15 protein-coding genes are annotated in these 15,949 nt (G+C 35.3%); all 15 read right to left on the bottom strand.

What is annotated here, in order from left to right:
* On the bottom strand, window positions 1-993 hold the full coding sequence (locus ADF62_RS08315; RefSeq protein WP_003092875.1) for a stealth family protein: 993 nt from the start codon (window positions 991-993) through the stop codon (window positions 1-3).
* Window positions 990-2,090, bottom strand: a complete 1,101-nt coding sequence (glf, locus tag ADF62_RS08310) for a UDP-galactopyranose mutase (protein WP_003092984.1) — start codon at window positions 2,088-2,090, stop codon at window positions 990-992. The genes ADF62_RS08315 and glf overlap by 4 nt, the downstream gene beginning before the upstream one ends.
* Window positions 2,091-2,100: 10 nt before the next feature.
* On the bottom strand, window positions 2,101-3,516 hold the full coding sequence (locus ADF62_RS08305) for a flippase (RefSeq protein WP_003092703.1): 1,416 nt from the start codon (window positions 3,514-3,516) through the stop codon (window positions 2,101-2,103).
* Window positions 3,513-4,667, bottom strand: coding sequence for a hypothetical protein (locus ADF62_RS08300; protein WP_003092555.1), 1,155 nt, complete (start codon window positions 4,665-4,667; stop codon window positions 3,513-3,515). Before ADF62_RS08300 ends, ADF62_RS08305 begins: the two co-directional genes overlap by 4 nt.
* Before the next feature lie 33 nt (window positions 4,668-4,700).
* Entirely contained in the window at window positions 4,701-5,771 is a 1,071-nt protein-coding gene (locus ADF62_RS08295) for a glycosyltransferase family 2 protein (RefSeq protein ID WP_048788580.1), read from the bottom strand.
* Complete coding sequence (locus ADF62_RS08290) at window positions 5,768-6,736, bottom strand: DUF6625 family protein (protein WP_003092708.1); 969 nt, start codon at window positions 6,734-6,736, stop codon at window positions 5,768-5,770. The genes ADF62_RS08295 and ADF62_RS08290 overlap by 4 nt, the downstream gene beginning before the upstream one ends.
* Window positions 6,733-7,374 (bottom strand): DUF1919 domain-containing protein, encoded by a 642-nt coding sequence (locus ADF62_RS08285; protein ID WP_003092873.1) that lies wholly within the window; start codon window positions 7,372-7,374, stop codon window positions 6,733-6,735. The genes ADF62_RS08290 and ADF62_RS08285 overlap by 4 nt, the downstream gene beginning before the upstream one ends.
* A 1-nt stretch (window position 7,375) precedes the next feature.
* A complete protein-coding gene (locus tag ADF62_RS08280; protein WP_003092407.1) occupies window positions 7,376-8,524 on the bottom strand; it encodes a glycosyltransferase family 4 protein in 1,149 nt (382 codons plus the stop codon).
* Window positions 8,525-8,526: 2 nt separating this feature from the next.
* Entirely contained in the window at window positions 8,527-9,699 is a 1,173-nt protein-coding gene (gene cps2T, locus ADF62_RS08275) for a beta 1-4 rhamnosyltransferase Cps2T (protein ID WP_003092705.1), read from the bottom strand.
* A 32-nt stretch (window positions 9,700-9,731) separates the two neighbouring features.
* Window positions 9,732-11,099 (bottom strand): sugar transferase, encoded by a 1,368-nt coding sequence (locus tag ADF62_RS08270; protein WP_037621455.1) that lies wholly within the window; start codon window positions 11,097-11,099, stop codon window positions 9,732-9,734.
* A gap of 55 nt (window positions 11,100-11,154) precedes the next feature.
* Complete coding sequence (locus tag ADF62_RS08265) at window positions 11,155-11,904, bottom strand: tyrosine-protein kinase (protein WP_048788579.1); 750 nt, start codon at window positions 11,902-11,904, stop codon at window positions 11,155-11,157.
* A gap of 9 nt (window positions 11,905-11,913) precedes the next feature.
* The gene (locus tag ADF62_RS08260; protein WP_003092954.1) at window positions 11,914-12,606 is read right to left on the bottom strand and encodes a capsular polysaccharide biosynthesis protein; all 693 of its coding nucleotides are present in this window, start codon (window positions 12,604-12,606) and stop codon (window positions 11,914-11,916) included.
* An 8-nt stretch (window positions 12,607-12,614) separates the two neighbouring features.
* Entirely contained in the window at window positions 12,615-13,346 is a 732-nt protein-coding gene (gene cps4B, locus ADF62_RS08255; RefSeq protein ID WP_003092817.1) for a capsular polysaccharide biosynthesis protein Cps4B, read from the bottom strand.
* Window positions 13,347-14,807, bottom strand: coding sequence for an LCP family protein (locus ADF62_RS08250; protein WP_039976217.1), 1,461 nt, complete (start codon window positions 14,805-14,807; stop codon window positions 13,347-13,349).
* A gap of 343 nt (window positions 14,808-15,150) precedes the next feature.
* Complete coding sequence (deoD, locus tag ADF62_RS08245; RefSeq protein ID WP_048788578.1) at window positions 15,151-15,861, bottom strand: purine-nucleoside phosphorylase; 711 nt, start codon at window positions 15,859-15,861, stop codon at window positions 15,151-15,153.
* Between the last annotated feature and the right edge of the window lie 88 nt (window positions 15,862-15,949).

The following is a 15,949-nucleotide window of genomic DNA, read 5'->3' as shown; positions in this document are numbered from 1 at the left end:
TCATTTTTCAAAAGCTGATTTCTCAGGATAGCGCTCTTTCAAGATTTCCTTAAAACGAATGATATTCTCCTCTTTAAAGTCAACATCGTCATTCACACAAAGTAGCTTTTTATGTTTATCTTTAAAGATACTCTCTAACCTATCAACTTGATTTACACCTATCGACTCTCCAAAATTCTTTGATACAGGATAAAACTGATTACTTTCAATTTGCCAATGCTGACAGATGTATTGATTAACATCCACTCCATAGTCTCTAATTTTATTTCGTGACGTTTTATCTAACGTTTCTGCTTCAATTTCCCATAAATGCGCCAAGGTACTCTTTTTCATAGGAACAGGTAAATGCTGGTTCACATAGCCTGTTGGCCCCCATGGCAAAAGTAGCAAGTTTTTAATAACTAAATGCCCATAGCGGTAGTTAAAAAATTTCCAGGGCGAAGACTTTAGGGCCTTCTTATTAGGAAAATGGCGATATATTAATTCAACATTATTGTGATAAGTATTAGTAAATGGTGACCAAGGAACTAAGGCATCATAAACAGCTAAAAGCTTAGGCTGACCATTTTTATAAAAATCCGAAGGCTGGCTATCCCTTATTAAGTACATATCATCATTGAAATACAAGTAGTTCTCCGACAACCCTTCAATACGATGAAGATTAAGCTCAATAGCTGCTGAATTATAGGTCGGTAGGTATTCTTTAGGCACAAATTCCCTATGAGTAACAAATTTGAGTTTTGGATGTTCCAAATTCAACCAGTCTGGCTTTTGCCCATTGGTAATCAAATAGACATTATTTACCCAAGGAGCATGTTTTTCAATCATTCGAAACCAGTAATTAAAAATACCATAATCACGATAACGTTGCTCTCCATCAATCTCTTCGCCCAAATCAGCAAAATGACCAGTCACAGCTTGTTTCTCACGGATAAACTCTGGATCACTACCATCGACCCAGGGAACAACGATATCAATCTTTTCTTGTGTCATTTAGTAAATTCTTTCTCAACGACTTCCAAGGCACGCTCAATGACCACGTGCATGTCGTAGTATTTATAATCTGCAAGACGTCCACAGAAGATAACCTTGTCATTTTTCTCAGCTTCTTCTTGATACTTAGCAAACATGGCATTGTTCTTTTCATCATTGATTGGGTAGTATGGCTCATCCCCACGTTTCCAATCAGCTGGGTATTCGCGCGTGATGACAGTCTTTGGTTGGGTTCCATACTCAAAGTGCTTATGCTCAATGATACGAGTATAAGGAATCTTACGCTCTGTGTAGTTGACTACAGCATTACCTTGATGATTTTCCTCATCCAAGATTTCGTGTTCAAAACGCAGGCTGCGGTACTCCAACTCCCCATGCTTGTAGTCAAAGTACTGGTCAATCATCCCTGTAAAGACAACTTTTTCCGCTGATGCTTCAAGCTCTTCACGATTGGCAAAGAAGTCAACTCCAAGCTCTACTTCTACATCGCCAAGCATGTTTTCAATGATAACATTGTAACCACCGATTGGAATACCTTGGTAACGGTCATTAAAGTAGTTGTTATCAAAGGTCAAGCGGACTGGAAGACGTTTGATGATAAATGGTGGAAGATCTGTTGCAGAACGTCCCCATTGTTTTTCCGTATATCCTTTGATCAACTTTTCATAGATATCCGGACCAATCAACTTGATTGCTTGTTCTTCCAAGTTTTTAGGATCAACATCCTTCATGTCGGCTGTTTGCTCCGCAATCTTGTCCTTGACTTCTTGTGGAGTCTTGGTCCCCCACATAGCGTAGAAGGTATTCATGTTGAAGGGAAGATTGTAGAGGCTCCCCTTGTAGTTAGCCACCGGTGAGTTGATATAGTTGTTAAACTCAGCGAATTGGTTGACATAGTCCCATACTTTTTTATTAGACGTATGGAAAATGTGGGCACCATACTTGTGAACATTGATGCCTTCAACCTCCTCACAGTAGATATTTCCACCGATGTGATCACGTTTGTCAATCACTTTTACTTTTTTACCACGTTTTGTAGCTTCGTATGCGAAGATTGCTCCAGACAAACCAGCACCAACGATAAGATAATCGTACATATTCTTCTCCTTAGTTTTTCATTAACTGTTGCTTCAAGTCTTTCATATCAACGACACGCAAGACAAAAATTAAAATGACATAAATAATAGCTCCCACAAAGCCATCTACTGCTACATTTGCCATAGGTTTAAATTGGACAAACATCTTAAAGACAAAGAGCCCAAGATACATGACAACTGATGCTAAAATGATTTTAGACATAGCTGGAAGGATAGACACATCTTTCATGAATCCCCTTGAAAATTTCAGTTGGATAACCCATACCAAAGCCTCTGTTAAAACTGAAACAATAGAGGCTCCGACAAAACCAAATGGAGGAATTAACAAGAGATTAAGTCCGACACTAACAACTGCCGGAATAGTCGTAGAGAGCATAAACTCACGATGTTTATTGTGTGGAATCAAAATCTGAATCCCCATAATATTTGTCCATCCGATGAAGAACATCCTAAAGACCATGATGGCAATAGCAAGATAAGCCTCTTGAAAATCTTTCCCTAGGAAGAAACTCACAAAGTCCTTATTGACAATCAAGAGACCTGCTATAATCGGGAAAATTACCAGATTATAAATCAAGAAAGAAAGTTCATGCATCTTGTTAACTGCCTTATAATCACCACTAGATAGTAGACCAGATACCCTAGGAAGCATAACACTTCCTAAAGAAGTCACTAGAGTTAAAAGGATATTGATAATCTTCAATGCTTGATCATAAATACCGACATCATTGGTAGATGATAAGGCACCTAGCATCGTACGATCCAAAGTCACGTATAATGAAATGGCAACCTGCGGAAGAAAAAGCAAGATAACAGGCTTGAGATGTATCCTAGCGTAAGACAAATCAAAATGAGGATCACCAATATAAGATCTGGCTGGTAACCACATACTCAATTGGCCTAGCAATTCGAAGAAGGTCAAAAGGAAAACATAAAGATACAAATCACCAGGTGTTTTCACAAATAGGAAGATGGAAATAACACCTAAGACCTTCACCGTTGTATTCCTTGCGGTAATACGACGAAAATCCTCCAAGCCTTGGAATAACCAAGAAATATCCATTCCTTTTGATATCAAACTTAGTCCTAAGATATAAGCCACCATATTTTGCATGCCAGGAAAGAATAAACACAAAAGCGTATACAAGGCAAGAGACAAAATAGTAGCTATCAATTGAAGAGTATAAATACCCCAGAAATTTTTGCGAATATCCTTACGATGTGCTGAAATCTCCTTGGTCCCATAATTGGCAACACCTAAAGTCGCCAGGAGAATAAAGTAGGTCACAATCGAATTAAAGTAACCATAAGTACCTAAATCCTTTGAACTGAAAATACGAGTAACATAAGGTGTCGTAATGATCGGTAAAACAATAACCAGTAACTGGTAGGAAAGATTGTAGGCGTAGTTTTTAAGAACTTTCATGATAATTCAATTCTATCTTTCGTTTTGTATTGATTTGGCAAAAGACTTGCAAATAATGCAAACATAAAGATATTATATCCTGGTCTTACCCAAAAAGCTTCAATCATACAATTCACTGTAATAAGCGATAATAAGGCCAAGAATAAAAACATACCTTGTTTATAAATCCTTTTTGATGCAATAACATAAATCAATACCAGTAATACAACAGGAACAACTCCGTAATAGAATAACATTTGAATATAAGAGGAATCTACATAATTATAACTGTATACTGACTCTGTGGTACCACCATATCCAATAAACTTAACTCCAGTTGTTCCAAATAAATGTATGTCATAGGTATCTATTGCGTTTTTTCCTAAAAACAACCTCATACTGAATAAGTTGTTCAAACTTACAAATAGAGAAGAAGACCAGGTAAAGAAATATGTCAAATAAAACATTATGGAAGAAAAAATAGCTGCAGAATAAGGTAGGATTCCATAAATTTTAAATTTTCTTTCTTTAGTCACATACATTAGAATAAAAATGACAGTTGCTAAAAGTACAGAAAGAGCATTTAGCCTAGCGTCACAAAATTTGATAATGAAAAATGACAAACTAAGACCTACCAAAGTTCGTAATACGATGAGTCTCTTACGTAGTATATATCCCCAAGCAATAAATAAATAAAAGCAGTGAGATGCAAAGTCAGTTGGATAAATGAAACCAAAGGAATTTCTAATCACTAAAACTGACGAACGGACCTGAGCAAACTGTAAATTTGGAATAACTCCCAGAATTGAAAGTACGAAAACTCCTAATACTATCGCTCCTGATACAATAACGTATGTTTTTAATATAACATCGATATCTGCATCATATAATAATAAAATTAACAATGAATAAAGTAAGAAATTAGTCCCCCCTGTACTCATAAATACGACAGAGCTTGTTGCTAGTAATAAAATAGAAGTTAAGATATAAAAGAAAGTGAATTTTTTTATATATAAAAATCTAAAACATAATAATAATGAAAAACAGATTAATAAAATAACCGGGAGATTTGGTATCGTTCTGTTTAACATTGTTGTCATAAGAGTATCGTACCCAACAATTAGGGTCAACACTAGGATAACCAAAAGGTTCTCAAACTTAATTTTTAACATAATACCTTTTTACTCTTAATAAAATAACTACACCTATTTAAAAGCAATTTTACGTAAGATTGGATTCATTTTTAATTTTTCAACAAATATGACAGTACTAAATTTTTTTCTTGCAAGAAGATCAATACATAGTCTCCGAAGAAAGGAGGAAATATCTTGCCGCCTTAATAACGTCTTATAAGACCCAATAATTTGATTCCTATTTCCTGAAAAAATATCGTAAAAAGCTTTATTAGCAATTATAGATCGCAGTAATTCTATCTTATCTTTCCTTCTCATATTTAAATTAGAAATTTGAAAGGTTGCGCTTACAATGATTTTCGTCTTAATTTCTTGAATTAATGTGGCATCTTCTAATTGGAACTGTTCAAGCAATTTATGTAATTCTTGAAGTTCATCTAATTGAATTTCAATTCTCCTAGGATGAAAACTGGTTAATGCTGAACCACTTCTACCAGCAATATAATTATAGAGTGTCGAATCAATAAATAGAATAGTATTTAAATGTCGATAAACTTGAAAATTGAATAAAGTATCTTCTCCTATTTGTTTATTAGGAAACCTAATATCATGCTTTAAAATAAATGTCTTGTTATAGATTCTTGACCAAACATTATACATCATATCAGTTTTGAATAATTCTATAAATTCATTTCTAAATTCATTCTTTCTAAGAAGACCACAATGTGTATAAAAATGAGGGCGACAAGACAATACAGTATTCTTATTTTCTTTAATTTCATTGTAGCCAAAACAAAGAACATCCCATTTTTGTTTTAAATTAGAAGAAATCTTATCAAAGAAATTATCTGACAAAAAATCATCCGGATCCATAAAATATAAATAATTTCCCTTTGATAAAGAAATACCTAAATTCCTAGCTTCTGCCACTCCGTTATTTTCGATGTGACTAACAAAAACATTTGAAAAATTACTTTGGTACTCATCACAAATCGCACCACTTTTATCACTTGAACCATCATTAATTAGCAGAATTTCATATGTGATTGATGACGGTTGCAAAAGTATTGAATCTAGACCCCTTCTTAAATAATTTTCAACATTATATACTGGAATAATAATGCTCAAATCTATATTATTCATTTACTCTTCATCCTTAACTTATGTCGAATAAAACCTAATGTCCATTTTTCTCTCTTAAACTTCTTTAAAAATGTTGACTTAACATATTCCCAATAAAATCTATTATTTGTTACTTTTTCAATCTCTTGTATAGAAATTTTATCTCCAACGACTAGTCGGTTAGGTATAACATAAAATGAATCGACAACCTCAAACTCTGGACATTCAATCGTCCTTTTTTGGAAATGTACATATAATGGATGTTTAACGACTAGCTTATTCTCTTTAATTTCAATACTCTCAAGTCCATTCTTTTCTGACCAAAAATAATAGCGTTTAGGTTCATTTTCACCATATTCTCGAAATGAGAAATGACTAATATCGATATCATGAAAGAATTTATCTTGCAGTTGTTTGAAATTACTTTTTTCAAAAATCTTTTGGATACCATCTGCTTCATCAAAAATAAAAGTTTGCTCATTAGTGAAGACATTATGATAATCTAATCGATAGTTTAAACCTCTACCAGACATGAATACATGATTAACTTCTTGTGAATTTTTAAATATTTGGAGGTGACCAAAAAGACCATATCGAGCATAATCATTCTCAAAAAAGCTATGCTTTTCCAGAAATTGATAAATATCACCAAGTAAGACATCTGTATCACAAAATCCCCAGTAATCATACTCTTTTAATTCTTCTTCAAAAATAAGCCCGTAGGCAGCCCTATAGTCACATAATTTATACGGAGTTTTGAGAGAAATTTCAAAATCAAATTTAGACTGTACTTTTTTTCTTAAATCATCAAACGAAAGAGTCTTAAATTCAATATTATCAGCGTTTAAAACTTCAAATTGGTCAACATTTTGATCAGTATAAATTAAGAAATCAATCTTTTGATTACGTTTAGCGGTCAACAAAAAATAAGGGAAAAACTTTGGAAGTTTTCCAAAATATGGAATAATGAGTCTTATCTTTTTCATTTACTTAAATCCTCTCCGCCCTTATTCAACCAGGTAACAACATTAAAATAGCGATGATACGTTTTCAAGTCGATGCCAACATGTCCTTGCTTTTCAGCTGATTTGAAATGAACTAGGGAAGGTAAATCACTATAATTCTTAGAAGAGAAGATGACTTTACTCTTGTATGGAAGCTCTTCGAACTCTTTCATCAATTCATAAGTACAAGCATCATTATCATTGAACTTGAAATACAAATTATCCCAATGAATTCTTTCTAAACGACGGTTCCATTTTTGAGTTGCTTCTTTCTCATCTGCATAATGTAAGAAATGTAATTCGATATCGTCTAAAAGGGCAAGTGGATAAGCATTATCAAAGTCTTTAATGTATTTAGATTCCTTAACAAATTTCAAGGGGATATTTCCACTCAAATAGTGTTTTAAATTCTTGAGCATCTTGATGTAATCAGGAGAGAAAACAAACATCCCTATAAATGGCGTTTGATAAGGTAAGCCCAATTCCTGATAGACTTTTCCAGCCCAACAATTATCACAAATGATAGTAAAGTTTTTATTCTTAAGTCTTCTTCTAGGAATAAAGTTAATAATTGGATAAACAATTGGTTTTAATTTATTCTTAATTTTTTCAATATTCATCTTAGTATTTCTTATATAGCTCTGAGAAATTACGAATATAACTTTGTAATGAGAAAAGTTCTTTTTGACGTTTGACCGATGCCTTGCCAAATTGCTCTCTCTTCTCAGTCTTCTCAACTAATTCTTGAATGGCCTTCGATAATTCTGCAGGCTGATTTGGAGTGGCTAGGAGACCGTTTACCCCCTCCTTAACCATTTCACAGACACCACCATGACGGTAGCCGACTACAGGTTTGCCACAAGCCATTGATTCGAGAACTACAGTTGGTAGAGGATCTGGATTAGTACTTGGCAAGACAAAGATATCAAACATATTATAGAGTTCTGTCGTCTTACTATAATAGTCGATACGCTTGATTTGTCTAGCTACTGGTAAGTCTGATATAGCTTTTTCCAACTCATCAACACGCCACTCTTCACCCTCAAATGCACTACCAGCCAAAAAGGCAACTGCTTTTGGATTAGCCTTCAAAATTGGAGTCACTGCTTCTAAAAAGTCGCCTTGCCCTTTCCAGGCATTAACTCGACCAACCATACCAATGACAAGCGAATCTTGTGCGATGCCAAACTGATCACGGACGGCCTTGGCATCCATTTCATGATAAACGGTATTGTCAACGCCATTATAGATAACTTGAACTTGGTTATTTTTTACAAAGCGAGACTGCTTGACGTGGTTAGCTACAGCATTTGATACCGTCACAATCGTATCAGCATAACGTCCCATCAAAAAGTTGATGAAATCTGAGATTGCTTTTGGTTTCACAATAATTTCATGCACATGCCAAATTAAAGGAAGTTTCAATTTACGTTTGAGATAAATCCCCTCAAGTACTGCAGTAGTATTGTTGTGAAGGAGAGTAATTCCATTTTCCTTAGCATATTCGGCGATTTTCTTTGAATAACGATTATATGAGCCAAAATACTCAAGAATCCCCTTAGGATTAAAATATTTACGACGCAAGATTGGATAATCGATAACTTTAACTTTAGCACCAACACTCTCCAATGCACCGGCTAGGACACCATCATTGGGTAAGATAACGTGTGCTTCAAATTCGTCTTTATTCAAACCTTTAATAAGCTCCAACAAAACCTTATCAGCGCCATACATTTCAGCACCAGCGTGGAGATATAAAATTTTCTGCATTTCTATCCTTTAAATACTTTTTCGTAATCTGCAACAATTTTTTCCCAAGTAAAGGCTTCAGAGATACGTTTACTTGATTTTTGATTGAGATCTTCTATAGCTTGTTCATCCAATTGCTCAGCTTGATCAATGACACTTGCTAATTGATCTTTCTTCCAATAGAGAGCACCATCTTCACCGACTTCACGGTTAAAGCCAACATCCAACAAAAGATTGAGCTTAGTAGACTCAAGAGCCTCAAGAAGGGACGGATTGGTACCACCTACTTCATGACCATGGAAGTAAGCGAAGGCATTCTCACGAATGTATTTGAGCAATTCTTGATCATAGACAGTCCCGACAAACTTAACACGAGGGTCCTTGTCAAAACCTGTTTCCTGTCGCAACTTGTCGTAGAATTTATTTTCTTCAACATTGGTAATGAGAACAAAGTCCTTGTCAGAGTTAGATGCCATAAAGCCACGAATCATAGCCTCATAGTTATTTTCAGGCACAAAACGTCCTACAACAAGGTAATAATTGTTTTCAATGACACCCTTTTCAAAATACCATGTGCGTACCTTATCATCAACTTTAGTCAATCGAGATTTAGTAGTATCTGTTCCATAGGCAATGTAGGTTGTTTGAGGACGATACTTGGCATAATCCTTCTGAATATATGATTCAATGTTTTTACTATCACAAATCAGAAGGTCTGCATGCTTAACCATAAGTTGTTCTGAAATCTTCCAATATTTACGGACAGGAAGACTCCATTTAGCACGAAGCCATTCATGACCGTCCGGGTTAACCATAAGGGTACCACCGATATCCCTGATTTTCTTTTTAATACTTGAGATAAATGGACCAATTCGGCAGGCCAAAACATAAAAGATTGGTGCTTGGTCTTTATTTTCCTTGGCAATTTCAATGGCCTTATTGAGAGCTGCGATGTCATAAGCGATGGCACGTGCAGGCCCGATATTTGGGACGTCGATATTGTAGCATTTAGCACCGTTATGTTCGAAAGTGTCTGCTGTAATACCTGATTTAGCAGAGTTTTCACGCATACAAGCTACATAATACTGAATATCTTTATCTTGTTGGAACTCTGTTAACTTCTCAACAAAGGTTTCAAATCCCCCATATTTTGCTGGAATTCCCTTAGAACCAACGATATAAACTGTTTTTGTCATTTAATCACCATCAAAAGAAATGGAGAAAGCTATCACTTTGCTCCATCCTTCTTTACTACTACTTTAATTGTCTTTAATAAGATTCTTATATCACGCCAGATTGTCCAATCGTCCATATAAGCAACATCTAGTTTGACAACTTCATCAAAATCAGTAATTTCACTACGACCACTTACTTGCCAAAGACCAGTGATTCCTGGTCTAAAGCTTAACCGACGTTTTTGTTCTGGCGTATACGATTCGTATTCGTCCAATGTTGGAGGGCGTGTTCCAACTAAACTCATATCACCTTTTAGAACATTCCAAAATTGTGGAAGTTCATCAAGACTCGTTTTACGAATAAAATGTCCAATCTTGGTAATCCGTGGATCATTATCCATCTTAAACATACCACCAGACATCTTATTTTGAGACATCAAATTCTTCTTAATTTCTTCGGCATCTACACGCATCGAACGGAATTTATAAAACTTGAAGATACGTCCATTTTCACCTACGCGATCTTGAACAAAAATTGCTGGTCCACCATCCCTACGGATAAGAGGGTAAAGAAAGATTCCGACTAAACCACATAGGAGCAAACCAAATAAGGCCCCACAGATATCAAGAAAACGTTTAGCTACGATATCACCGTAACTATAAAACTGCGTTGAAAATGTAACAACATTAAAAGGACCCAACTGTTGGATACGTTTTTTACCTTGACTCATAAATTCAAGGGAATTTAAATTAATGGATACTGGAATTCCCATAAGCTCAAAAGGCGAGGCATAGTCCCAAATTTTGTACTGTTCACTAGGTAGATTAATTAGCACTTGGTCAACAACCGAGTGTGTAGCATATTCAACAAGATTTTCAGGTTTCACACTCTTAATAAAAGGACTTGTAAAATAAGGATTATCCAAAACACAGACCGCAGTAATCCTACCATCCATATTGTCTTTCATACGAATCAAAACATCTTCCAGACGTGCTTGATCAGAAATTAAGAGGATATTTTTATTTCCTTTACGGCGCGTATAAATGGATGAGCGGAAGTACCTTAGAAGAGTATTTGTCAGATATAACAAAGTACATGTGATTAGAGTGACGTATAGAAGACCTCGTCGTGAAATCGAAAAATCACCATCTGCAAAAAATGATAGGAAGGTTACAACTAGAGCAAATATAAAACCATACTTAACAGTTGCAATAAGCTCATCTAAATAGCCCCTATATTTAAGATTTTCATAATAACTACTGATATAGTATGTGACAACATGGACCACGCCTAGAATGACCATACTTCCTTTGGTTATCTCAGTGTAAGGTAATTTACTAGCTAACCAGGCTGCAAACACAACCACAACTAACTGTACAACTCCAATTTCAATGCGACGAATTTCTTGTTTTTCTTTCACTCTTAACTCCTCTTTAAATATTAATGCATAAGGAGCCGCATTATCACCATTAACGCTATCCTTTTCTACGACGATGTGCTCTTGAATGACTTTCTTTTTGTTTTTCTTTTTTTCCGTACTCACCATATGATCCATACGAACCGTACGAACCGTATGACCCATATTTATCAACTGTCATATCAACTTTATTAAGAACGACACCTAAAAATTGAGGACTACTTTGTTCCAATTGTTCAACAGCTTTGGCTACAAAGCGACGTTTAATTTTTCCAGCTGCTGTAACTAAGATACTTGCGTCAGCCTGATGGGCAATAATAGCGGCATCAATTACCAAACCAATTGGTGGCGTATCGATGATGACGTAATCATAACGACTGCGAGCAACATCCATCAAATGTCTAAAATTATCATTTTGCAAAAGACTTGTTGGATTAGGTGGAACAGGGCCAGATGCAATGACATCCAAACCGGAAATATTAGTTTGACAAATTGTTTCATTTAAATCAGCATTTCCTGAAAGAAAATTTGAAAGACCTTTATACGGCGCATTTGATTTAAAGGTCCCTGACAAAACAGAGTTACGAGTATCTGCATCAATGAAAAGTGTTCGAAGCCCAACACTAGCAAATGAAATCGCTAAGTTAACAGATGTCGTTGATTTTCCTTCACCAGCTTCAACAGAGCTAATAGAAATCACTTTCATCTGAGCACCAGAAAATTGAATATTTGTGCGAATGGCATTGTAATATTCTTCTGTTTGTTTGGCAAACTGTACTTTAGATTTTACTAACTTTAATAGAGGCATTTCTTCTCCTTAAATTTTATCTGTATCAGGGACAATTCCAAGAAGTGTCATTCCAAGAGTCTCTTCAATATCCTCTGGACGGCGAATGCGATCATCTAAGATTTCACGACCTAATACACCAACCACTGCAAGGAATACCCCAAACACTGCTCCAATAAGTACATTACGTTTAATGTTTGGTGAAGATGGTGATTCCGGTAATTTAGCGTCTTCAAGTGTTGTAACATCTTCAACTTTTGTCACGTTCTTGATTTTTTCTGAAGCAACTTCACGTACCTTATTAGCAAGGAGTTGAGCGTCTTGACCTGTTTTAGCACTTACAGAAATCGAAATAAGACGTGTATCAGTAGGGATATTAACCGAAATCTTTTTAGCAAGCTCAGCTTCAGTCATCTTCAATTTTTCATCCTTGATAACTTCAGATAAGACATCATTAGATGTAATAATTTCTTTATAGTCTTTTGTCAAAAATGTACCAGCCTGCAAATCTTGAGCTGAAATATTTTTACTGTCATTGGTTTGATTAGCCACATATATGCGTGTAGATGACGTATATGTAGGCTGAATTAGGAAGTAAGTTCCCAAGAAAGCAAAGACAGCTACATAAAAGGCCGTGAAAAGGATGAACACCTTTTTACTCCAAAGTTTATGTAATAGTGCAAGCACATCGATTTCAACACGTTTCGTGTTTTCCTGAGTCATAGTTTCTCCTATATGTATTGATTTTCAAGTAGTGTTTGGGGGTTATCGATAAAGAGATTACGTGCGCGTCTAGTCCCATATGTTTTTTTAATAATAGCATATGCATCCTTCATAAATGGTGGTCTTGGACCAAGATTATGCATATCACTAGCAACAATATGAACTAAATTATTTTCCAAGAAAAAGCGTACACGTTTCTTTCTCACTTTTTCTTTATCGCCAAATAGCTTTGTTTTTAAGACATGAGAGCTATTAACTTGTGTGTAGCAACCCATATTGATAATTTCACGAACTCGATCAGCGTTTTCTTCGAGGGCGTCATAGCGTTCAATGTGAGCAACAATCGGTGTTACCCCTGCTCGTATAACATTACTCAGCCCGTCATGAATTTCCTTCCAAGATGTTCTGGCACTAAACTCAATCAAAGCAAATTGCGTGTTGTGCATACGCGGAATAAGATTCTTTTCAAGTTTCTCCACAATGTCTGAGGTGTAATAAAGTTCACCACCATAATAAATAGTTAAGTCTGGATAAAGTGCTTCTGCTTTTTCTTTAACTTTTGAAAAATTTGCAAAGATTTTATCCTCTGGGGTTTCAAACATCCCCTTACGACGGTGGGAGGTAGAAACAATCGTACGCACACCCTGAGCGTAACTTTCTCCAATGAGTTCCAAACTTTCCTCTAAAGTTTTAGGACCATCATCGACATCAAAAACAATATGTGAGTGAACATCAATCACTTATTTTTCCTCCATCATATTTTTGATAGCTTGAGCAGCACTTTCCACACTAGAATCATCTAGCTTCATCATGTAGAGACTAGAATTTGGCATAGCATATGAAGTCAATTGTCCTGTTGAGCCTGTACCTGTCACTGCTTGAGATGTAACTGTAAATTTAGTTCCTGAATCCAGTTGTGTATTAGCCAAGGCATTAATGGTATCCAAAGACATGTTAGTTTGAACAGAATCTTGAAGATTGTTAACAATTGACGTAAAGTTTGATACTGAATGAAGTGAAGCTATTTTGTTAACAATCGCTGAAATAACTTTTTCTTGATTTTTACCACGATCATTATCACCACCATCCAAGCTATAACGCTCACGAACAAAACCAAGTGCTTGTTCTGAGTTCATTTGAATATCTCCAACTGGGAAATCAAACTTCCCATGAAGACTTTTGAAGGCTTGATCATTATGAACGGTCACTCCACCAAGTTGGTCAATCAATTTAAGGAATGACGTGAAGTTGATACGTGCATAATAATCAATATTAATACCATAAAGATTTTCCAAAGTTTGCTCTGATGTTTCAACACCATAGATACCTGCATGAGTTAGCTTATCATACTGGTTCGCTCCACCACCAGGAATCTTAACATATGCGTCACGAGGTGTTGTTGTCAAAAGAATCTTATGCGTATTCATATTAACAGTCATAATGATATTAACGTCTGAACGTGATATTGTCGAAATAGAACCATAGGTATCAATACCACTAATATAAATATTGAAAACTTTTGAGTCCACCTGTTTCGCAGAACCGTTATTCTTCCTTTTAATTTTGTAGGTATAAATAGTTTTTAGATTTGAAGCGTAGTCACTATCAACTGATTCTAATAGGCTAGCATAAGAACCACTCAAGACCATTGCTTGAGAATTTCCAGACTTAAGATTGTCATAAGCTTCTTGATAGGAAGCGACATCATCGACTTTGACATCAACCTTTTTGTCATCCTTTAAAGCTGACATCAAAGTATCGATATTTTTCTTATCAATCTTAATCGGTGCCTGAACGCTAGTAATCTGACTCACATCTTTGATATCACTATCCTTCGGAACCACAATGCTCATTTCTACCTCTGAAAAAGCTGCAGTCTGATTCATACGATTAGTGATATCAATCAGTTGTTTAAATCCAAAAATACCAACCAAAGAAGATAGTGAAAAGATTACTAATACAACCGTTGTCACTAGTGGTGATTTTTTGGTTTTCTGAAAGAAGATACTAACCGCAAGAACCAGTAACAAACCAAAGGTAATAATTATGTTCAAAAACCTAAAAGATAGGAAGTTATAATTGAACATAGTGAATAATAAGACCGCTGCCAAAATAGCATATAGAATGGTCAATCCAAAGTTGACCATTACCCACGATCTATTGTTCGTCCGTTTTTGCTTACGCTTCGTACGCGAACTCATATAAATTTCTCCTGAATATTAAAATTAGACATTTTCCATCATCATTATAACATTAGTATAACTTCATTTCAATTGTCATTATTTTTAAAAAAGAAGAAACCGTTTTTCATAAGCCTATCAAGTATCTATTCTTTATCACTATCTCTAATATTGTAAGTATTATATCACATTTTCAAGATGTTTCATGAGATTATCAGTTACTTATCTAATCATTAAGGAAAAATTCCTTAAGATACTTTTAGAGTATTCTTGTAGTTTGAAAACTTTTAACTTTTCTAGCTATCGAAATAATATAATCTTTCGGCTAATCAAAAAAGATAGCTACAGACATCCTTTTCATAATCTAGTCTGCAATAAGAGTTTCAAGACCTACTTTCATCATGTCAGTAAAGTTATTTTGACGTTCTTCAGCAGTTGTATCCTCATCTGGATTTACCAAACTATCAGAAATAGTCATAATAGCCAGAGCATCTACTTGGTGTTGGGCTGCAAGGTAGTAAAGTGCTGCTGCTTCCATTTCGACAGCCTTCACGCCCCATTTCCCAAGCTCAATATTTTTTTCAAAATAATTTGAGTAAAAAACATCAGAAGATAGAACATTACCAACATGTGTTGTCATACCAAAATTTTTGGCGATGTGATAAGCCTTATCCAAGAGATTGAAACTTGCAATTTGAGGAAAGTCGTATTGAGGCCAGTCATTACGAATAATGTTAGAGTTAGTTGCTGCTGCTTGTGCTAGAACTAACTCACGAACGTGAACATTCTTATTCAAAGAACCGGCAGTTCCTACGCGAATTAATTTTTTGACACCGTAGTCAACAATGAGCTCACGTGCATAGATAGAGATAGATGGCATCCCCATCCCAGTCCCCATTACTGAGATACGTTCACCCTTGTATGTTCCTGTGTAACCAAACATGTTACGTACTTCGTTGAAACACACAGCATCTTCAAGGAAATTTTCGGCAATAAATTTTGCACGTAAAGGATCCCCAGGAAGAAGAATCTTATCAGCAATATCTCCTTGTTTGGCAGAAATATGAATTGACATAATTAATCTATAAAGGGCGACAGAGACGAAGTAAAAATAGGAAACTGACGAAGCATTGCAAATGCTATCCATTCTATCTTTTTCACTG

Source organism: Streptococcus sp. 1004_SSPC (genome assembly GCF_001069025.1).
GTDB classification, from domain to species: domain Bacteria; phylum Bacillota; class Bacilli; order Lactobacillales; family Streptococcaceae; genus Streptococcus; species Streptococcus vestibularis.
This window is presented reverse-complemented; position numbering and strand designations above follow the sequence as displayed.

Coding starts and splice junctions, on each gene's coding strand:
- ADF62_RS08315 (WP_003092875.1), bottom strand. CDS start 993: ATGACACAAGAAAAGATTGATATCGTTGTTCCCTGGGTCGATGGTAGT.
- glf (WP_003092984.1), bottom strand. CDS start 2,090: ATGTACGATTATCTTATCGTTGGTGCTGGTTTGTCTGGAGCAATCTTC.
- ADF62_RS08305 (WP_003092703.1), bottom strand. CDS start 3,516: ATGAAAGTTCTTAAAAACTACGCCTACAATCTTTCCTACCAGTTACTG.
- ADF62_RS08300 (WP_003092555.1), bottom strand. CDS start 4,667: ATGTTAAAAATTAAGTTTGAGAACCTTTTGGTTATCCTAGTGTTGACC.
- ADF62_RS08295 (WP_048788580.1), bottom strand. CDS start 5,771: ATGAATAATATAGATTTGAGCATTATTATTCCAGTATATAATGTTGAA.
- ADF62_RS08290 (WP_003092708.1), bottom strand. CDS start 6,736: ATGAAAAAGATAAGACTCATTATTCCATATTTTGGAAAACTTCCAAAG.
- ADF62_RS08285 (WP_003092873.1), bottom strand. CDS start 7,374: ATGAATATTGAAAAAATTAAGAATAAATTAAAACCAATTGTTTATCCA.
- ADF62_RS08280 (WP_003092407.1), bottom strand. CDS start 8,524: ATGCAGAAAATTTTATATCTCCACGCTGGTGCTGAAATGTATGGCGCT.
- cps2T (WP_003092705.1), bottom strand. CDS start 9,699: ATGACAAAAACAGTTTATATCGTTGGTTCTAAGGGAATTCCAGCAAAA.
- ADF62_RS08265 (WP_048788579.1), bottom strand. CDS start 11,904: ATGCCTCTATTAAAGTTAGTAAAATCTAAAGTACAGTTTGCCAAACAA.
- ADF62_RS08260 (WP_003092954.1), bottom strand. CDS start 12,606: ATGACTCAGGAAAACACGAAACGTGTTGAAATCGATGTGCTTGCACTA.
- ADF62_RS08250 (WP_039976217.1), bottom strand. CDS start 14,807: ATGAGTTCGCGTACGAAGCGTAAGCAAAAACGGACGAACAATAGATCG.
- deoD (WP_048788578.1), bottom strand. CDS start 15,861: ATGTCAATTCATATTTCTGCCAAACAAGGAGATATTGCTGATAAGATT.